Source organism: Cohnella hashimotonis, from assembly GCF_030014955.1.
GTDB classification, from domain to species: domain Bacteria; phylum Bacillota; class Bacilli; order Paenibacillales; family Paenibacillaceae; genus Cohnella; species Cohnella hashimotonis.
The window spans coordinates 3,257,992-3,277,508 of the sequence record NZ_JAGRPV010000001.1 but is presented as its reverse complement, the minus strand read 5'-3'; the positions used below and the strand labels follow the sequence as shown (position 1 = coordinate 3,277,508).

Annotated in this window: 15 protein-coding genes and 1 riboswitch; of the genes, 11 read left to right on the top strand and 4 right to left on the bottom strand. The window is 53.8% G+C overall.

Translation table 11 applies throughout. From position 1 onward, the window contains the following. The first annotated feature begins 152 nt into the window (after positions 1–152). The 3 genes from KB449_RS13150 to KB449_RS13140 all read left to right on the top strand — a co-directional run bounded on the left by KB449_RS13150 (position 153) and on the right by KB449_RS13140 (position 3,032). Entirely contained in the window at positions 153–548 is a 396-nt protein-coding gene (locus KB449_RS13150) for an Ig-like domain-containing protein (protein WP_282908815.1), read from the top strand. Positions 549–1,051: 503 nt separating this feature from the next. Next, positions 1,052–1,945 carry a LysR family transcriptional regulator gene (locus tag KB449_RS13145; RefSeq protein ID WP_282908814.1) on the top strand — a complete coding sequence of 298 codons (894 nt, stop codon included), beginning with the start codon at positions 1,052–1,054 and terminating at the stop codon, positions 1,943–1,945. A 97-nt stretch (positions 1,946–2,042) separates the two neighbouring features. Beyond that, on the top strand, positions 2,043–3,032 hold the full coding sequence (locus tag KB449_RS13140; RefSeq protein ID WP_282908813.1) for an SLAC1 anion channel family protein: 990 nt from the start codon (positions 2,043–2,045) through the stop codon (positions 3,030–3,032). A 54-nt stretch (positions 3,033–3,086) separates the two neighbouring features. Further along, positions 3,087–3,274: riboswitch (cobalamin riboswitch) on the top strand. A gap of 459 nt (positions 3,275–3,733) precedes the next feature. Here KB449_RS13140 and tnpC read toward each other — a convergent pair. Then, complete coding sequence (tnpC, locus tag KB449_RS13135; protein ID WP_282908812.1) at positions 3,734–5,185, bottom strand: IS66 family transposase; 1,452 nt, start codon at positions 5,183–5,185, stop codon at positions 3,734–3,736. 315 nt (positions 5,186–5,500) lie between these two features. Here tnpC and KB449_RS13130 point away from each other — a divergent pair, with 315 nt between their 5' ends. The 4 genes from KB449_RS13130 to KB449_RS13115 all read left to right on the top strand — a co-directional run bounded on the left by KB449_RS13130 (position 5,501) and on the right by KB449_RS13115 (position 11,484). After that, positions 5,501–7,138 (top strand): S-layer homology domain-containing protein, encoded by a 1,638-nt coding sequence (locus tag KB449_RS13130; protein WP_282908811.1) that lies wholly within the window; start codon positions 5,501–5,503, stop codon positions 7,136–7,138. A gap of 220 nt (positions 7,139–7,358) precedes the next feature. Then, positions 7,359–8,129: a DUF4430 domain-containing protein gene (locus KB449_RS36495; RefSeq protein WP_282908810.1), complete on the top strand. Its 771-nt coding sequence runs from the start codon at positions 7,359–7,361 to the stop codon at positions 8,127–8,129. Beyond that, a complete protein-coding gene (locus KB449_RS13120; RefSeq protein WP_282908809.1) occupies positions 8,126–9,016 on the top strand; it encodes an energy-coupling factor transporter transmembrane component T in 891 nt (296 codons plus the stop codon). The genes KB449_RS36495 and KB449_RS13120 overlap by 4 nt, the downstream gene beginning before the upstream one ends. Continuing rightward, positions 8,989–11,484 carry an ATP-binding cassette domain-containing protein gene (locus KB449_RS13115; protein ID WP_282908808.1) on the top strand — a complete coding sequence of 832 codons (2,496 nt, stop codon included), beginning with the start codon at positions 8,989–8,991 and terminating at the stop codon, positions 11,482–11,484. The genes KB449_RS13120 and KB449_RS13115 overlap by 28 nt, the downstream gene beginning before the upstream one ends. Positions 11,485–11,497: 13 nt before the next feature. Here the strand turns inward: KB449_RS13115 and KB449_RS13110 are convergent, their stop codons facing one another. Further along, positions 11,498–12,319, bottom strand: a complete 822-nt coding sequence (locus tag KB449_RS13110) for a DUF2935 domain-containing protein (protein ID WP_282908807.1) — start codon at positions 12,317–12,319, stop codon at positions 11,498–11,500. 223 nt (positions 12,320–12,542) lie between these two features. Here KB449_RS13110 and KB449_RS13105 point away from each other — a divergent pair, with 223 nt between their 5' ends. The 4 genes from KB449_RS13105 (at position 12,543) to KB449_RS13095 (ending at position 17,185) form a co-directional block, all read left to right on the top strand. Then, positions 12,543–13,301, top strand: a complete 759-nt coding sequence (locus KB449_RS13105) for a PAS domain-containing protein (RefSeq protein ID WP_282908806.1) — start codon at positions 12,543–12,545, stop codon at positions 13,299–13,301. A 24-nt stretch (positions 13,302–13,325) separates the two neighbouring features. Further along, a complete protein-coding gene (locus KB449_RS13100) occupies positions 13,326–15,149 on the top strand; it encodes a hypothetical protein (protein WP_282908805.1) in 1,824 nt (607 codons plus the stop codon). A gap of 370 nt (positions 15,150–15,519) precedes the next feature. Further along, a complete protein-coding gene (locus tag KB449_RS36490; RefSeq protein ID WP_350356272.1) occupies positions 15,520–15,861 on the top strand; it encodes a CBO0543 family protein in 342 nt (113 codons plus the stop codon). A 94-nt stretch (positions 15,862–15,955) separates the two neighbouring features. After that, a complete protein-coding gene (locus KB449_RS13095; RefSeq protein ID WP_282908804.1) occupies positions 15,956–17,185 on the top strand; it encodes a GTP-binding protein in 1,230 nt (409 codons plus the stop codon). A gap of 28 nt (positions 17,186–17,213) precedes the next feature. Here the strand turns inward: KB449_RS13095 and KB449_RS13090 are convergent, their stop codons facing one another. Continuing rightward, complete coding sequence (locus tag KB449_RS13090; RefSeq protein ID WP_282908803.1) at positions 17,214–18,410, bottom strand: Ger(x)C family spore germination protein; 1,197 nt, start codon at positions 18,408–18,410, stop codon at positions 17,214–17,216. Continuing rightward, positions 18,403–19,506 carry a GerAB/ArcD/ProY family transporter gene (locus KB449_RS13085; RefSeq protein ID WP_282908802.1) on the bottom strand — a complete coding sequence of 368 codons (1,104 nt, stop codon included), beginning with the start codon at positions 19,504–19,506 and terminating at the stop codon, positions 18,403–18,405. Before KB449_RS13085 ends, KB449_RS13090 begins: the two co-directional genes overlap by 8 nt. Positions 19,507–19,517 lie beyond the last annotated feature (11 nt).

Below are 19,517 nucleotides of genomic sequence, written 5' to 3'. Positions count from 1 at the left end.
GAAGAGAACGTAAGCAACCGCTAGCCGAACAAAACCAGCCGCCCCGTCCGTGTATTGGGCAGTCGGCTGGTTTTTTGTTGTCTCCGCTCTCGTAACATCGTATGATTGATGATCTTGGGACATGTGCGACTTAACGGAAAGGGGAACAGGAAATGAAGGTATACGGAATTTCGCTGCGCGCGCTAAGCGTAGTTGCCGCTGTCGCCGTTCTGCTGATGCTGGCCGGGTGCGGAGCCTCGGGGAAGCAGCAGACGCTGAAGTTTTCGGAGGTCTCGCTGACGAGCGAGCCGTCGCCTCCTGCTGCGGGACAAGCGGCCAAGCTGATCGCCACCATCAATAATAAGAAATTTGCCGCCGAGGAAGCCAAGGTTCAATTTCAGATCAACTCCAAAAACGATTTGCCGAGTCTGATCGATGCCGTTAGAGACGGGGACAGTTATACGTCCAGTCATATCTTTCCTTCTGCAGGCGACTATACGATCACGATTCATTTGATGTACCCGGACGATCATTTTGCGTTTACGAAGCAACTGAAAGTTGGCGGATAAACCGCCATTTGCCTCTTTTTGCATATTAGCAGGCTGTGTGGACATCCTATTTTCGGGTTTAATACGGCGATGCGATGCAATCAAGATGAAGTTGGGGAGGCGCTGACCGTTTATCGCGGACAAAAAAATGTAGTATGCATTCGAGGATCCCTTCGGAACCGCGATTGAATTCCAGGCTACGAGCCTGCGGCAGGCAATGGTCATCAAGAAAAAGAAGGCCCAATTCCTAGGAAAACCCAAAGAAGCCTTTGAGCTTACGAGCATACGAAAAAAGCCTATTTCAGAAGCATAAGCAGGCAGAGCAAAAAAGCAGCTTGGTCCGGAACGCCGGACTAACTGCTTTTTGTTTAGACAAGCGCTTTTTGTTCATTGTTCCTTTATAGCGGATACGTTACATTAAATGAATCGAGCAACCTCGAGACATCAGTTAGCGTGTTAAGGAACAGCGATCTGCAATCGTTCGCTTGCAAAATCGTCTTGTCATTGAAGGAGGTGCGCCCGGAATGGAATTCAGACAGCTGGATTACTTTTTAACAACCTGCGATGAACTGCACTTTACGAGAGCGGCCTTGAAGCTCGGGATTACGCAGCCCACTTTGAGCCATCAGATCAAGTCGCTCGAAGACGAGCTCGGCGTTCCTTTATTCGACCGGATCGGGAAAAAAATAGCTTTGACCGAAGCCGGAATGATACTTTATACGCAAAGTAAATTGGCGTTCGGCAATTTAACGAGCGCCAAAGAGCAAATCCAGGAACTGCAGCAGATCGAACGCGGAAAGCTGACGATCGGAGCGCTGCCTGGCGAGCTTAACCAGCTGGTTTCGAACTTGCTCATCGATTTCCATCGCGACTACCCATTCGTGCAAATTAAAATTTTAGGCGTAGAAGATATCGTGAGTCGACTGCTGCAAAATGAATTGGATCTAGCCGTTACGATTTTGCCCGTCGAAGATGACCGGATCTTGACGACTCCTTTGTACCGCGAGCAATTTTACTTTGTCGCAACGACCTTACATCCTTATGCCCGGCGCAGCGCCATCGATTTTGAAGAAATTTTGAGCGTGCCGATCGTGACTTTTCCTGAAACGCACCGATGCCGGCAATTGGTCGATTCGACCTGTTCCAGCGTGGGACTTCGTTTAGAGCCTTTAATCGAAACGACGACAATCGAATCGTTGTTCGGTCTCGTTCGTTCAGGCGCAGGAGGCTCCGTGTTATCGAAAACGCTGCTGGATATGTATTCCTCCGACGAATTGGTCCATATACCGATTCAAAATCCGGGCTTGAGCAGGGAAGTGGGCATCGCGTATCATCGCGATAAATATATGGGAAAAGCATCGCGAGGGTTTATCGATCTCCTGCAAGCCCATGTTAAATCGCTCAAGCCTTATACATAATATGCGATTCACATCTATCATTTTCATAGAAACAGCGATATTGATCTATGATTAGTATCCCCCTACAATAAAGCAACAAGAGAAGGGGGAAGGTTATATGCGTACTTTTGCAGCCGAGATTAAGTCATCCAGCATCGGATCCATTCAGTTTCTTCCTGTCAGTCTGTTCGCTTCTGTAATGGGATTTTCCGGTCTTTCATTGGCTTGGAGAGAAGCAGGCGAGCTTTTCGGCACTTCCCATGTATTTGCGGACATCAGCGGCATCCTGGCGATTGTATTATTTTTAGCCATGGCTGTCGGCTACTTGTCCAAATGGTCGATATATCCGCAAAAAGTGAAGGATGAGTTTGCGCACCCGGTTTCCGGTAACTTTTTCGGGACAATTACGATTGCCGTCCTGCTGCTATCCTCCGTGGTAGGCGCATATGAGCGAATTGCGGGTCAAGTGATATGGATAATAGGCGCAGCAACGACGCTGGCACTCAGTTACGTATTCGTCGCACGACTGTTAAAAGGAAATCGCGACCCCGGACACGTTGTACCGGCGATGCTGATTCCTGTCGTCGGCACGCTGGATATTGCGGTTGCAGGCGGGACGATGTCGTTCAATTGGGCACACGAAGTTAACTTGCTTTCCCTTGCGATCGGCGGAATCGTTGCCCTGGTGTTTTTTACTTTAATTTTATCCAGGCTCATTCATTATGCCCCGTTGCCCGCAGGAATTACGCCGTCGCTAATGATTCTTATCGCGCCGTTTGAAGTCGGATTTCTGGGCTATACGAACTTCAAGCAGCGAATTGATTCATTCGCATCCGTTTTATTTTACTTTGGCCTATTTTTGTTTGTCGTCGTGTTCTTTAAAGTATTCAATAGGTCCGTACCGTTCAGCGCTTCCTGGTGGGGAGTCAGTTTCCCGATGGCGGCGCTCGCCCTAGCTGCTATAAAATACGCGCTGTACTTGCGCACTTGGCCTTTAATCACAATTGCCGCAGTCGTACTGGCTTTGCTCAGCTTCGTCTTGATCGTGCTCTTGTTACGGACGTTGAAGAATCTGTTTACAGGAAGGCTGCTCGAAGGAAAATCCTAAAGCGACGCAGCGCCAGATAGACAAACAGCGTGCATCCGTATATGATCGTAATAATTGAATAGACCAAGCCAAGGTGCAATGTCAATACGGACATTGCTTAATAGGGAAGTCCGGTGCAAATCCGGCGCGGTCCCGCCACTGTAAATGAAGAGCGACGCTAGAAATGCCACTGGCGCAAGCCGGGAAGGACTAGGGTAGCGATGACGCATAGCCAGGAGACCTGCCTTGACTTGTCGTTCACAGACTCTACGGATGATGGAGGCGGTGCTTTTTTGTTGTCTGCCTCATCGGTACAGACAGCACGGGCAGCTCTTGATTCTCAGGAATCAAGGGCTTTTTTGCGCGAGAAGATACGTGGAAGGGCGTGTGTTATCGGCGAGACGATTCGCTGACGGGAGAGCGTGCTATCGAAGATACGATTCGAGGACAGGCAAGTGTGATTTCGGCGAGACGATTCGTGGATGGACGAGTGCGTTATCGGCGTGGCGGAGCTCGTGGGATGTTTGCGGGCTCTCAATAACTGCATTTATACATCAATTTTCGGCCGCTCTGCGACACTTGAAGAAATACCTGCAAATGTGCAGGTAAATTTAAAGCATGAGCAGGAAATGTGGCTGATGGACGAAAATAACTGCACTTTTGCAGGTATACGGTCCAATTGGGGCGATATGGACGAAAATAACTGCACTTTTGGTTACTACTTAGCACTCCACCAGCGAGGTGCGGTAGCGCAACGCGTAGGTCAACGAATCGAGGATCGGCTTGCCCTGTTTCATCAGGGTCGAAATGACGGAGCGCAGCCGAGCAAATTGTTTCGCTCCTTGCTCGGTACGAAAGCAACCCGAAATTTTGTGCTTTACTTTGGTCATTCGAATGTCCCGTTCTGCCTGGTTGTTGTCAAACGGAACCCTTGCATCGGAAAGAAACCGGAGGATGGCCGGTTTTTGCGTGTTCATTCGCTTACCAAGATTGCTCGCTTTGCTACCCATTTTTCGTCCGCGAGGTCCGGTTTTTTCACGAAGCGCGTCCTGGGCCCACTCCGCTTCGCCGCTTTTTAGTATGGCGTCATAGCGGTCTTTCCACTGGTCAAGCCCATCCGCTGTCAGGGGCTGCTGCGCGTTGCGACTCGCTTTGGCTGCTTTCCAGGCTTCGTGCAAAAACGTATGCATCTGCTTGGCCCACTCGTGCTTGTCGTGTTCCACAATGCCTTGGCATTCGCGAAGCAAGTGCGCTCCGCACAGCGCATGTTCAAAGTCGTAGTGGGTCTTGAAATACGATGCGTAGCTGTCATGCACCAGCACGCCAGTAAAGTGAGGTAGCACGCCCGCTTCGTCCATACCTCGGCTCCCTCGGCTCTCATGGATCTGCAAAAAGGTCCACTGCGAATCGGAGGCCACATGCATCCACTTAATCTGTTTGCCGACGCGCAGCCCGGTTTCGTCCGCATGGAGGACCGGGAGCTTTCGTACCTGCTCTCGGATTTGAATTTCGGTCGCTTCCAGCGCGCTTGCAGCCTTACCAAGCTGGGCGAGCAGCGTCGCTTCGCTGGGACGACAACCGCACAGATCCTCGTAGCATTGGGCGATTCGCTCCAACGGCAACAGTTGGTACACGCTCAGATACGTCGTCCAGGCAGAGAAGCTGGCTCCGTATTGGGTCCGGGCGTGGACGCCTTCGGGAAAAGGTGCTCGGGCTTTGACACCGCAGCTTGGACAGATTTTATGCTCAGACCGGTGTTCGGTCACGACGACGCGGGGAGCCGGCAGGTCAAACACCTGCCGTGCTTCATGAGCCAAAGCCGGAACGCTCTGAAGGGCAGTCTGGCAACAGGAACAAACTTCGAGCGTGTAGACGATGATTTCATCCGGGCATTCCGCAAAGCGAAGCGTATGACCGTCGTGACCTTTAGGCGCGCCTTTTTTACCACCTGCGACCCGGGAATTTTTCGGTTTGCGAAAGCCGTCGCTGGAAGGCGGCTTGCTGCTGTTTTGACTGTTTTGTCCGAGCTGTCGTTCAAGCTCGTGTACGCGCCTTTCTAACTTTTGATTCTGTTCAAGCAGGGTCCGATTTTGCTCCAAAAGAAGGGTAAAGACGTCTGCGATTTCGGTGTCACCTTTGCAAATATACAATACTTGATCCGGCTTCAGCTCCACAAACGTCTCTCCTTTCTAACGGAAGATGATGGAATAACTAATTCAAGACCGATCTCTAAAAATCCTTTTTTGTAGAGTCACGACACGAGAGGACCTAAGTAGTAACCACTTTTGCAGTTATCTAGTCCAAATGGGCGAGCAGGTTAAGGCGAGGGCAGATTCGAACCTGACGCGCAAGCGACCCGGGCGGAAGCGGCCAAAATGCTGGCGTTGATCATCGAGCAAGCCAAATAATCGGTAGATGCGGAATGGAGCAGTCCTTGATCATTTCAGGGGCTGCTCCCATCTTGCGTTTTAAGCGGAAGGAGTGTAGAGATGAAAAGCATTGCAAATAGGTTCCCATGGCTTGCAATAATCGCATTGTCGATGTCCATTTGCCTGTTCGGGAACACAGCCGCGCTGGCGGCTCCGGCGAAATCGGCGCAGGACGTCGTAGCGGATACGGCGGCTTACGTCATGTCGACGGTGAGTCATCCGGAAGTCGGATCCATCGGCGGCGAATGGGCGGTCATCGGACTGGCGCGATCGGACTACGACGTGCCGCAAAGCTATTTCGATGACTACTATGAGACAGTCGAGCATTATGTCGTCGGATTGAAGGGACAGCTGCACGATAAAAAGTACACGGAGTACTCGCGGCTGGTTCTGGCGCTGACGGCGATCGGCGCAGATCCGTCCGACGTCGGAGGCTATAACCTGCTGACGCCGCTTGGCGATTTTGAGAAGACGGTGTGGCAGGGGATCAATGGACCGATCTTCGCGCTGATTGCGCTGGACAGCGGCAATTACGGCATACCGCTCAACCCTTCCGCGAAGGTGCAGGCGACAAGGGAAATGTATATCGATGAAATATTATCGCGGCAGCTGAAGGATGGCGGCTTCGCGTTATCCGGCGACGCGGCCGATCCCGACATTACAGGCATGGCGCTGCAGGCGCTTGCCAAATACCAGGATCGGACAATCGTGAAGGCGGCTACCGATCGGGCGCTGGACCGGCTGTCCCAGCTTCAGGTTGATACAGGCGGCTATGCCAGCTGGGGCGTTGGCAACTCGGAAAGCGCCGTCCAGGTATTGATGGCCTTATGCGAGCTCGGTATTCCCGTCGACGACGGACGCTTCGTCAAGAACGGCAGATCGATCGTCGATGCGTTGAACGATTACTATCGGAAAGGAAACGGGTTTCAGCATGCGGTTGACGGCAGCGGCGCAACGGGGATGTCCACCGAGCAGGCGCTGTACGGTCTCGTGAACGCCGAAAGGCTGGCGGAAGGCAAGCCTAGCCTCTACCGGATGTCCGACGTGAAGCGCCAAACGCCTTCTTCGCGAAGCGAGACCGTCGGCTTGCCTAACAAAAACGCGGACGTTCGGTCTTTGCCGGTACTTGACTCCGCCAAAACCTTTTCCGATATCGCCGGTCATCCGAACCAAAAAGCCATCGAAGCGCTTAGTTCGCGCGGCATCATTAACGGCATGACCGCGGACGCATTTAAGCCCGACCGGACGATGACCCGCGCCGAATTCGCCGTCATCGTCACAAAAGGGCTGGGGTTGGCTCCCCGTACCGCAGCTACCTTTTCGGACGTTGCTGCAGGCAGCTGGTATGCCGGCTATGTCGGAACCGCATCGACCTACGGCATCGTTAACGGCACCTCGAAGTCGACCTTCTCGCCGGGCGCCGTCATCACGAAGCAGGAAGCCGCCGTCATGATCGCCAACGCCGCGAAGCTGAGCGGCATGGACACGGCGCTTGGCGCCGCCGAGACGAGGGACTTGCTTGCGCAGTTCGGCGATTACACTAAAACCGCCGAATGGGCGCGTAACTCGCTCGCTTTCGATTACCGGGAACAGATTTTGTCGCAGGAAGACCTGAACATCGAACCCAAGCTTGCGGTCACGCGCGCCCAAATCGCCGAAATGCTCGCGCGTCTGCTTAACGCCGCAAAACTGATGTAAAGAGGCGATCAATCATATGCGATTTACGAAAAACAAATTTTTAGCGGCCCTCGCGATCGTTGCCATATTGTTTGCCGCTTATTTCGCCAGCGGCCCGCTGGAGAAAAGTGCAGATCGGCCCTCAAGAGCGGCTAGTGTCGCGGGGAGTCCTTCTGCCACATCGGCGACCGACGCAGGGCAGCCCTCGCAATCAAGCGAACAGGCGGAGGAACCTGACTCAGTGAACGGCCAGTACCCCGATTCCGGGGCGACGCAAGCAGCGCCTTCGCTTGCGCCTTCTCCTTCGCCGTCGTCGACGATAGCTCCGTCGCCGTCATCGTCATCCTCTCCGCCCGTAGCAATCGCTTCGCCATCGGCTTCGCCAGCATCGCCAGCGGTATCGCAGTCGCCGGCCGCGACTGCAAAACCGAAGCCGACATCCACCGCACGGCCGGCCGGATCGTCGACGCCTTCGCCGTCGATGGCGATCGATCCGAAGACGGGCAAGGATTCGTATCAGACCGATCCGGTACCATCCGGCAAGCCGCTTCCTGTGGAGCCGCAGGATGCCAAGATTACGGATAAGGCCATGACGGCTTATTTGTCCGTCTCCTGCGCGACGATCCTGGATCATCTGGACCTGCTGGATCCCGACAAGCTGGAGCTCGTTCCGGATGACGGCGTCATTTTCTCGAAACGGGAAGTGACTTTTTACGAGGGAGAATCCGTGTTCAACGTGCTGCAGCGGGAAATGAAAAAGAACAAAATTCATATGGAGTTCGAGAACACGCCGGTGTACAACTCCGCCTATATCGAGGGAATCAACAATTTATACGAATTCGATTGCGGCGAGCTATCCGGATGGATGTACAAGGTGAACGAGTGGTTTCCGAACTACGGCAGCAGCCGGTACAAGCTGAAGCAGGGGGACGTGATCGAATGGGTATATACGTGCGATCTGGGCCGCGACGTCGGCGACACCTATAACGCTTCGGGCGGCGGAAACAAGTGAAGGATGCGTTCTCAGGCTATCATCCCGTCGTGAACTTCGCGTATTTTGCGCTCGTCATCGCCTTTTCGATGGTTTTCATGCACCCTGTTTGCCTGGCCATTTCCTTGCTTTTTTCCTTCGTTTATTCCATCTCGCTGAACGGCAGACGGGCGATCCGATTCAATCTGCTGTACATGCTGCCGATGCTCGTCACGACGGCGCTGATCAATCCGGCCTTCAATCACGAAGGCGCGACGATCCTGGGCTACTTGCGAAGCGGCAACCCGTTGACGCTGGAATCCATTGTGTACGGGATCGCGGCGGCGACGATGTTCGTCTCGGTCATCTGCTGGTTTTCATGCTACAACGCGGTCATGACGTCCGATAAATTCATTTATTTGTTCGGGAGAGTCATCCCGGCGCTGTCGCTCGTACTGTCGATGGTGCTGCGCTTCGTGCCGAGGTTTAAAGCGCAGCTCGCCGTCGTCTCTGCCGCGCAGCGCTGCGTCGGCAGGGACATCTCGAACGGCAGCCTGCTGGCCCGCGCGAAGCACGGCATTCGGATCCTGTCCATCATGACGACATGGATGCTGGAAAACGCCGTCGAGACGGCAGCGTCGATGAGAAGCCGCGGTTACGGGTTAAAAGGCAGGACGGCTTTTTCGTTGTTCCGCTTCGACCGACGGGACGGTTCCGCGCTGATCGGGATCGGATTGATCGGCGGCTACGTATGGTTCGGCGCGAACGCCAAAGCGATGTATTATCGTTATTTCCCTTCGATGAAGGGCGTGGAGTCTTCGGCATACAGCATGAGCGTGTTCCTGGCCTATGCCGCGTTATGCGCGATTCCGCTTGTTATCAACATACGGGAGGAACTGAGATGGAAGCATTCGCAGTCGAGCGTCTGACCTTCGGCTATCCGGGATCGGAAAAGAACGCCCTGCGCGACGTTTCGTTCGCGATTCGCCAAGGTCAGTTCGTCACGCTCTGCGGCCAATCGGGCTCCGGCAAGTCCACGCTTCTGCGGCATTTCAAGCCGGATCTTGCACCGCACGGACGCCGAAGCGGAACGGTCCGGTATCGCGGCATTCCGGTGGAGGAGACGGACCGGCGCGCGCAAATCGCGGAGATCGGCTTTGTCCTGCAGTCGCCGGATAACCAGATCGTCACGGATAAAGTGTGGCATGAGCTTGCGTTCGGTCTCGAGAGCCTGGGCTTCGGCGCCTCCGAGATCCGCCGCCGCGTCGCCGAGACGGCCAGCTTTTTCGGCATACAGGCATGGTTCCACAAGAAGGTGACGGAGCTCTCCGGCGGTCAGAAGCAGCTGCTCAACCTGGCTTCGGTCATGGCGATGCAGCCGAGCGCGCTGCTGCTCGACGAACCGACAAGCCAGCTCGATCCGATCGCCGCCGGGGAATTTCTGGCCGCGCTCGGCAAAATCAACAGGGAGCTCGGCGTGACCGTCGTGCTGTCGGAGCACCGGCTGGAGGAGGCGCTGCCGATGTCCGATCTGGCGATCGTGATGGAGCAGGGCACAATCGTAACGTTAGGATCGCCCAGGGAAGTAGGCGAGCGGCTGCGCGAATCGCGGCATGAGATGTTCCATGCGATGACGACGCCGATGAGGGTCTACGCGGGGCTCGATAGTCCGTTCGAATGCCCGATCACCGTCCGCGAAGGCCGGGACTTCATGCAGCGGTTGGCGGACACGCGTCCGTTCGCGCAGGTACGGGACCGAGAGCAGGAGACATCAGGCCGCGGCAAGCCCGCAGTACGGCTGGACGAAGTGTGGTTCAAATACGACAAGGACGCGCCTGACGTGTTGAAGGGCTTGAGCCTGAAGGCTTACCCCGGCGAGCTATGCGCGATCGTCGGCGGCAACGGCATCGGCAAAACGACGGTCCTGTCTCTGATCGCCGGTCTGCGGCAACCTTATCGCGGCATCGTCGAGCTGCACGGTCGCCCGATAAGACAATGGACGGACCGGGAAAAGTATATCGGCGGATTGGCCGTACTGCCGCAAAATCCGCAAGCTCTATTCGTCCGCAAGACGGTCGAAACGGATCTTAAAGAGATGCTGTCCGGCAGAAAGCTGGACGCTGCGGAAATCTCGCGACGGTTAGCCTACGTCATCCTTCTTTGCGATCTGGAAGAGCTGCTGGGCAGGCATCCTTACGATTTATCCGGCGGAGAGCAGCAGCGCGCGGCGCTGGCGAAGGTGCTGCTGCTCGAGCCCTCCGTCCTGCTGCTGGACGAGCCGACCAAAGGCTTGGACGCCGGATATAAGCGCAAGCTCGCGGACATTTTGATGCACTTAAAGGCGGAAGGGACCGCCATCGTCATGGTCAGCCACGACATCGATTTTTGCGCGAGCCATGCCGATCGCTGCGCCATGGTGTTCGACGGGATCGTCGTCTCCGAGGACAGGCCGCGTGCTTTTTTTGCCGGTAACCGGTTCTATACGACGGCGGCGAACCGTATGGCCAGAGACGTCCTCCCGGACGCGATAACGGCGGAAGACATTTTGCAAGCTTTCGGCACCAAAAGGGAGGTCTATCCGCCAGACGGCGACTCGCCCCAAATAAAGACGACGATCTCTCGAGCGAGCAACCCTGCCGCAGATATTAAAAGCACAGCGCCGGCAGCCTCCCCGCCACAATCGTTCGACACAAGCCGCCGGCTTCCCAAGCGTACGATGACGGCCATGCTGATGATCTTGCTGCTGATCCCGCTCACCATCTGGTTCGGCATCGAATATCTCGACGACCGGAAATATTATTTCATCTCCATGCTCGTCGTCCTGGAGACGCTTCTGCCGTTCGTGCTCATCTACGAAGGGAGAAAGCCGCAGGCCAAGGAGCTGGTGACGCTGGCCGTCCTTAGCGCGATCGGCGTCGCCGGCCGGATGGCGTTTTTTATGCTGCCGCAGTTCAAGCCGGTCGCGGCGATCGTCATTATCGCCGGAGTCGCGTTCGGCGCAGAGGCCGGCTTCCTGGTCGGAGCCGTCACCGGATTCGTATCGAATTACTACTTCGGGCAAGGCCCGTGGACGCCTTGGCAGATGTTCGCCTTCGGCATCATCGGCTTTCTCGCCGGCATGCTCTTCAAGAAGGGCTTGCTTCAACGAAGCAGGCTCGCGCTCTGCGCATTCGGCGGCATTGCAGCGTTCGCGCTCTATGGTACGCTGATGAATCTGTCGTCGGTCATGATGACGCAATCCAAATTGACGATAGAGGTCGTCTTGCTCGCTTGCCTTCGCGGCGTTCCGTTCGATCTCATTCACGGCTTCGCGACGATCGTCTTTTTGTTTTTTCTCGCCAGGCCGATGCTGGAGAAGCTCGATCGCATCAAAGAGAAATATGGAATGCTTCAATAAAGACTGTCGCTATCTAATGCTCTTCCAGATCGCGTATCGATACCGGCGTGCCGGTCAAGTGCTGCTCGAACATGTCGATAATGTGCAGGAACCGTTCCGCTTCCCGGAAGACATGGTCAGCAAGCAGCGGGTGAATAATACTTTTGATTTTGCATGCGTTGATCAGATCGCGCGCAGTTCGTTTAAAATCGCGAAGCGAGGCGACGGAAACTCGGTTCTGATCCAAAAATTGTCCGAGTATAGGCGCCGTTTGGGATTGAGGGCGCATCGAATCGATATCCCTTGCCTGGAACAGCAACGTATCGAAGTCGTGGCTGAAATCGTTGGCCATATCGATCAGTTTTCGTTCGGACGGATCGAGCAGGTGACTGATGAACTTGGCGTGGTCGGCCATGATGCGCAAGAAAAATACGTTTTCGTCGATGATGGCGTCCGGCAAAGGCTCGAGCTTGCCGGCGTTCAGTTCTTCCAATCGGTTTCTGAAATAATTGGCCTCGCGACTTACATGATCCACCAATAACGGGTAGTTGTTGGCGCCGGGAAGCTGACAGGTCAAGATCAGTCCCAATACTTTTCTTTTGAACGCCCAAATATGCGATACCGCGGTGTGAACCTCCGAATTGAATCTCAGTATAACTTGTGGATCCGAATCCACGGGCAGCAGATTGGCCCGATTTTCGATCGCCTCGAACAAGGCGTAGAATTGGTTCGCTTCGTTGATCAGCGTCGTATCTTCCGCTCTGAATCCAAGCCTTAGAAACAAAGAATGCTCCTTCATAATGCGAGACCAAAATCTGATCTCATCAAGCGAACGGGCTACGAAAACGGTGGCCACAGATGATCAACCCCTTCCGGTCATCGATCTCATCACCACACCTATATTCCGCGAATCGGCTTTATATGAAGGTTAGCGGGCAGCGCATGTACGCATAGAAGCACCGTATTTAGCGCAATAAGTTCGAATTTCGTTTCAATTATTTGGTTGAGAACCGGAGAAGTCGGTATATAATTAGCCTATGCAATCGATCGAAGTCTACCGAAGCTAAAGGCGGATATCCATGCTGCAAAACGATATGTTTTCATCGCGAGGCATTTTTCGGCATTATTTCGACCATCTTCCGGAGGGACTTCTCCTGACCGATACGAAGGGCTGCATCCAGCACGCCAATACTGCCATATCGTCGATTCTGGGCTACGCGCACGAAGCGTTAATACACGCCAGGTTGGAGAGCATTCTCGAACCCTCGGGTGTCGACCGGCGTGGCGATGACGAGTCAGCGGATGCCAAGATCGCACGAAGCGCTCGGCATCAGCAAGGGCATGCGGTGGACGTATGGCTGACCTCGGTTCCGCTGCTAGGCGAAGGACAAGCAATCGGCGAATTAATCACCATAGAGCGCGTTAACCGCGCGTTCAGTCAGTCGAACGAACGGCAACGCTTGCAGGAAAGCGTGCAGGAGATTATGTCTTATATTTTGGAAAAGTCGCAGCACGTTATTTCCGTCTTCTCGACGGACGGCGTGTTCACGTACATATCGCCCACGGTCACGGCACTGCTCGGCTATCGGCCGGAAGAAGTCATCGGCAAGCATTCGGCGGCTTTTAACCACCCGGACGATATCAGGAGGCTGCTGGAATTCCGCGGCCTCTCGTCGATCGAGCGCGACAACGTCCGGTTTATCGGACGCGTCAGGCACAAGGACGGCGATTATCGCATGTACGAGACGACGTCCGAATACATCCGGAACGAATCCGGCGAGGTCATTCGCACGATCAGTTTCGGGCGCGAAATTATAGAACGCAAGCAGGCAGAATAGCTGATTCGACAGGGGAGGGAATTGATGACTTTCGATCGCTTGAGCAAGACGTCCAGGCTGACGCCGACGCAGCCGGATGCCCATGCCCGACGCTTCCGCGATGCGCATGCCGGCCTTAAGACTGCCGGCCATCTTTTGCAGCTGCAGCGTGCGGTCGGCAATCGTCAGCTACTGGGCATGCTGCAGAGCGGCCAATCCGCTGCAGCTGCGTCGCCAAGGCTGCGGAGCGCTGCTTTGCCGGTCGTGCAGGGAAAGTTCGTAACGGAAACGGGCGGCGAAGACAAGAGCGAAGAAGAACGCATTGAAAAAATGCTTCTTACTTTTATCGAGTGGAAGCGGGAAGATACGGATATGATGGCGCTGTTCGAGCCTTTGTTGAAGGACTTCCAGGATCATCGGATCAGCGATGACCCGGTTAAGCTGTCCGATTGGCGGGCAAGAAATTCGGGGTCGCTCACCGTGGCTGAGGAAATGCTGCGGATGCGAAGCGCAGGCACGTCCTCCGAAGGCATGGAGATTGAAGACGAAGCGAAGGACAAGCCTCAAAAACGAAAATTGGGAGAAAGTGAAGGCGAGTCCGAAAAGAAAAAACGCAAGCTTGAAAAAGAACCGAAAACCAAATATTCGTCGGACGTAGAGGAGAGCAGCGACGATGAAGCGTCGGAGCTGGACGCCAAGCGGAAGATCCGCATTCTAATGAAGGTTACCAAATCGAATATAGGCATTCTTCGATCGTCGTCTCTACGTACGAAAAAAGACGAGCATCGCTTCGACGAACCGTTGCACCGCAAGATCTATGCGGCCGACCGCAGCCGAAAAAATCCGAAAATCGCCGATTTGACGACCCAGGATTACTTTTTTATCGGGGAACAGAGACTGAGAATGGGCGAAGGCAGAGGCCACTTCACACAGGCCGGCGGCAATGCGAAGAAGCGAACCAAGACGATCAAGGAACCGCCTGCCGAGTACGACAAAATGATCGAAGCGATGCTGAAGATGGGCAAGGACCCGAGCGCTGCCGCTCTTTTTAAGCTGGCGACCGGCAAAGAGCTGGACAGCAAGGATTCGTTCGAGGACCGCGAGCTTGCGGCGATCATGCTCTATGCCCTCAATCATAACGTATCGAAGCTGCATTCCGTCCGAAGCAATCTGACCGAGCACCTGCAGAAGTTCGTCAGCATCGTAGGCATCTCCGAGCTGACGCGCAGCTTCGAGGCGGGCGGCGACAAAGACGGTACTTCCGAAAAAAAGGAGGAAGAAGGAGCCGCAAGCTATTCGGCCGAGACGCTTGTCAAAATGATGTTGCGGCTCGTCATGGACGGCAAGGTCGCTTCGCTGCAGACCGTTTTTTTCGAAGGAAAGGGAGGCATGGACAGCCTGTTTCTCGGCGCGCCGAGCGCAGAGCATAGCGGCAATCAACTCGGCGGAGCCACCGTGCTGCGGGATCCGCTCGCTTACGAGGAAAATCTGGAGCGTCAGATGAGCAAGACGCCGCACAATAAGAAAGCCTTCAAATCGCTGCTGAATTCCGTAAGCTCAGGCTCGTCGCCCGAGCTCAAGGCGATGGACGACAAGGAGAAGGAACGGCTGAAAAAGGACAAGCAGACACAGCAGACTTCCACGGTGCAAAAGCTGGTGCAAACGATTATCGATACGGAGCTGCCCGAGCGCAATCATCAATTAAACGATTTTCTCAACGGCGCCAACAGTACGCTGGGCAAGTTTAACAAGCGTCTCAATCAGCTCGCGAAAACGTACGCGGACAACGCAGACGCGCTGGCCAAAATCGAAGAGGGGAGAAAAGCGATCGCCGACAAACGGAAGGAAGCGCAAAACAAAAAGTACTAGCTTGCGTAACCGGATAAACCCTGCGACAATAATCTCCGCCATAAGGTCCCATTTTGGGCTCAAATCCTTTCCGTATGCGATGTAACGCTGTACAGCGCCTCTTGGTAATGATTGGTGCCGGCTGTTCGCCAAGAGCTTTTTTGGCATGAATACCGTCTGATGTAGAATATTGCATCAGCTGCGTTTTCCTCGTTTCAACGACAACATATAAGTAAAGACTGATCATAATGCGAAAATAAATAGAGGTGGCGTGGCAGGCGTGATCGTCAACTGGATCATCGGATTTTTAATTCCCTGGTTACTCATGACATTCGCTCAGATTCCCCATAAGCTGTTTTTATGTCTGCGCGTCGTGCCGGCCGCATCGTAAATCGCGTTTTTTTCCAACGACCTCTTTGTCAGATACGGATTTTGGATCGCCAAGCCGGTTACGGAAGCGAATGAATCTTTTTCGACCCTTCCCTTTAATCTGGGGTTATATCCGGTGTGGGGGTCGATTCTCATTCAATTCATCGAACGCCGAAACTGGTCTCCGACTATCGCCATTTTCATTGGGAGTCTGGGAATTACCTTCGCAGAGTGGGGCCTCGTAAAATCAAAATGGATCGTTTATGGAAACGGCTGGAATATTGGCTGGACATTCGTTTCTTATTTAGCGGCGTTAACTATCGTCCATCTTTACGTCAGAGCGCTAAAGCGCCATGTTATTTAAGCGTAATAATTACATTTTGATTCACAAACTGTATTTCGTCTGCTACAATATTCGTAATAATTACTATTAAAACGAATAAGAGGAGCGAATTAAAATGAACGTCTCGTCATCCCATCCCAAACTCTCCGTCACTGTCCTAAGCGGCTACTTGGGTGCAGGCAAGACTACGATTCTCAATCATGTGCTGAACAATCGGGACGGTCTTCGCGTAGCGGTTATCGTCAACGATCTTGGCGAAGTCAACATTGATGCCGAACTGATCCAGCAGGGCGGCGGATTGTCCCGAACGGACGAGAAGCTGGTCGAGATGTCCAACGGTTGCATATGCTGCACGCTTCGCGAGGATTTATTGCAGGAGGTCGAGCGGCTCGCCCTCGAACAGCGTTTTGACTACATACTGATTGAATCCACAGGTGTCGGGGAGCCCATCCCTGTCGCTCAAACCTTTACCTATATCGATGAAGAGCTGGGCGTGGACTTGACGAAATTTTGCAAGCTGGACTGCATGGTTACCGTTGTCGACGCTTACCGTTTCTGGAACGACTATTCCTCCGGCGACACGTTGTCCGATCGCAAGCAGCATGTCGGCCCCGACGACAGGCGCGAGGTGGTCGATCTTTTAATCGACCAGATTGAATTTTGCGACGTACTCATTCTGAATAAATGCGACCGCATAAGTCCGGAGGCGCTTAATCGTCTGGAACGCGTACTTCGGAGCCTCCAACCTCGCGCGAGATTTATTCGTTCCGAGTTCGGGCGCGTAAATCCGTCGGACATTATGAACACGGGATTATTCGATTTTGAGCAAGCGAGCCAATCGGCGGGTTGGATGCTGGAAATGGCCAAGGATCATCATGTTCCGGAGACGGAGGAATACGGCATCTCTTCGTTTGCGTACGAGCGTAGATTGCCTTTTCATCCCGGCCGCCTTATGGATTGGATGAGCGAATGGCCGCAAGAGGTTGTGCGTGCCAAAGGAATGGTATGGCTGGCCACGCGCCCCGATATGGCGCAAACCTTGAGCCAAGCCGGGCCTTCCGTCCAGTTCGGACCCGGCGGCTACTGGATAGCTGCCATTGCCAGGCCGGAAAGGGAAGCGGTACTCAGGGAGTATCCGGAGATTGCGGGAAATTGGGATCCGACGCACGGCGATCGGATGAATAAAATCGTGCTCATCGGTCTTTCCCTGGACAGGAAGCGCCTGACAGATGAACTGGATTCGTGTTTGTTGACGGAGGAAGAGATGAATGCGGATTGGTCGACCTTTCCGGATTCGTTTCCGCAGCTTGCAAGCCTTCCTTTTGAGGAGCAGCTTCATCATTAATCGGCACGTTTTCAATCTCCGCCGACGGTCATTCTGTGCTTACGATAGAACCAAAGTTTGTGACCTTTACGTCATATTTGATTTCAACGTGCGACCGGCTAAAGACGTCGTCCCATTCGTTTTTCACCTTCTTCCAGACGGAGGGATGTTGGATGGACAGCCGTCGCCCGAAGCCTGCTACATCGGCTTTGAATTCAGACTGCAGCTTATGCAAGAGCGTCTGCATCATCGAAGCCAGCCTGTCCTCAACGATCGAAGCAAGCTTTTCGGCATGGGCATTGGAGGTCGACGCATTGTGATCGCTCCATGTTTCACTGATCCGCCCTTGGAAAGAAAGGGAAACTTTAAACAGGATGCGGTCTTTGTCGGCAACGGTTTTGATTTTGCTTTTTACGGACTCGATTTCATAAGAAAGAGGCTCATTTTTTTCATCGTAAGCTTTGATAACGCCGCTTGTCCCCGATTGCGTTAACCAGGCCAGGCATTCCGTGTCTTCCTGATTTAAATGGCCGATCCAATGACCGGACGAGCCTTTGATAATGCCCGCTCCCGAAAATTCGCTCTCGCCTCCGCCGGCAACGATGCTTTGCAAAACGAAGCTGCGTTTGGCATAGGTTAACGCATCTATTTTGGATAAAGTCACCGGCTCCAATACTTTACTCGTTCTCGACCGATTGTGAAGCATGTCTTTGATATGCAAGGAGGGCACTTCGTTGGGTTGGGCGGAGGCCATCGTTTCCCTGGCTTCGCCTTGGCTGACGAACACCATCGTGCTGGGGCGAATGTCGTTGTCTCTTAGTACGAAATCCATCAACTGTTCCATCGTCTGCCGCCTCAGCAGTTCGGAGGAAATAACGATGACCTTGAGGTGGTGTCCGATGATCGGCCGATCCAGGCGAATGGAGAATTGGCGGAAAATTTCGAAGATGGAGTCGCCGCTCCCGGAAACATTTTGATAGGCGTGCTGCGTCGCTTTTTGTTTATTGTCTTGCTGAGCACTCGCAGATTTCACCGGAACGATCTGGACGGTAGCCATGACCTTATGGTTTGCGGTAAAATTTGCCCCCTGTTCCTCGAAATCCTTCTCCACTGGAGCCGGCACGCCGACATCCAGCGCCAATCCGCTGTATACGGCCAGCTTCTCGATTTCTTTGCTGCTCCAGCAGCCTGACAGCAGGCCGGCCAGGAGAAGAAGCGGGAGCAAGCGAAGCAAAGTCTTAAACATGCTGCTTCAATCCTTTCGTCCGGATCAGCCAGACGATCGACAGCAACACGGGCAGCAGCCCGAACAGCCAGAGCCCTGTGGTCCCGATTGTATCGCCGAGCGCGAATAAGTCATTCAGGGTTTTAGGAATCATCGCAGCAAGAAAGATTACCGGAACCAAACCGAAGATCACGGCGGGGTAGGAGAGCTTGAAGAGCTGCGAAATCCCGAGCGAGGATTGAAAGAAAAAGCTGCAAAAATTGCAAAACATCTGCATCAGCCAGACGACCATCAGCGGAAATTCAAGCCGCTCTACGAAAAAGCCCGTCACTTCAAAGCTTCGTATCAAGTCGATCGTCGGCCAAGCGCTGGTAATGACGCTATCGATAGACAAACCGCCGATGACAAAAACGAGGGTCAGTAAATAAAGGCTGAACGGGATCGCGATTCCGCCTAGCATCGTCTTTACCGCTTGCTTCGGATATTGCATAAAGGCAACCAGCGTCATCACGACCTCGCAGCCGGTAAAGACCAATATGGAGGACTTTAATCCGCGCAAGACAGGCACGATGCCGTTGCCTAGCACAGGACGAAGATTGTCGATATCGAAAAGCCGGAAGCTGACCCCAAAAGAGACGAGGAGAACGAAAATCGTAATGGGAAAGACGACTTGGTAAACCCGGGCGATGGCATTGATACCCCCGGTTACAAGATAGGTTCCCACCCATATAAAGGGCATAACGACTGCCCACATGGGCGTGCCTTCCAGCAGAAAAAACAAAGTGACTTCGGCAAGAGACCGGATCTCGAAGCCTGCGATCGTGAGAAAATACACGATGAGCATCAAGCTTAGCAAGCCGGCCGGCAGCTTGCCGACGATCCTTGCGGCGTATTGAAAAACCGTCTGACCCGGGAACTGCTGGCACAGCTTGACCATCAGAAAAATAGCCAGCATGACGACGATGCCTCCGATGAGGATGGTCAGCCAGGAGTCGGGCGTTTTCATGGCTTGCGTAATGCCGCTGGGCATGGTAAGAATTCCGGCTCCAAGTACGGTATTGGTCAGAAAGACAACCGCTTGCGAGTTGGTGATTTTATCGTCGGTGCGTTCGAACACGGCGGGTCCTC

What these genes read in the sequence shown, in the direction of transcription:
- KB449_RS13150 (WP_282908815.1), top strand. Translation starts at nt 153, where the DNA reads ATGAAGGTATACGGAATTTCGCTGCGCGCGCTAAGCGTAGTTGCCGCT.
- KB449_RS13145 (WP_282908814.1), top strand. Translation starts at nt 1,052, where the DNA reads ATGGAATTCAGACAGCTGGATTACTTTTTAACAACCTGCGATGAACTG.
- KB449_RS13140 (WP_282908813.1), top strand. Translation starts at nt 2,043, where the DNA reads ATGCGTACTTTTGCAGCCGAGATTAAGTCATCCAGCATCGGATCCATT.
- KB449_RS13130 (WP_282908811.1), top strand. Translation starts at nt 5,501, where the DNA reads ATGAAAAGCATTGCAAATAGGTTCCCATGGCTTGCAATAATCGCATTG.
- KB449_RS13115 (WP_282908808.1), top strand. Translation starts at nt 8,989, where the DNA reads ATGGAAGCATTCGCAGTCGAGCGTCTGACCTTCGGCTATCCGGGATCG.
- KB449_RS13105 (WP_282908806.1), top strand. Translation starts at nt 12,543, where the DNA reads ATGCTGCAAAACGATATGTTTTCATCGCGAGGCATTTTTCGGCATTAT.
- KB449_RS13100 (WP_282908805.1), top strand. Translation starts at nt 13,326, where the DNA reads ATGACTTTCGATCGCTTGAGCAAGACGTCCAGGCTGACGCCGACGCAG.
- KB449_RS13095 (WP_282908804.1), top strand. Translation starts at nt 15,956, where the DNA reads ATGAACGTCTCGTCATCCCATCCCAAACTCTCCGTCACTGTCCTAAGC.
- KB449_RS13090 (WP_282908803.1), bottom strand. Translation starts at nt 18,410, where the DNA reads ATGTTTAAGACTTTGCTTCGCTTGCTCCCGCTTCTTCTCCTGGCCGGC.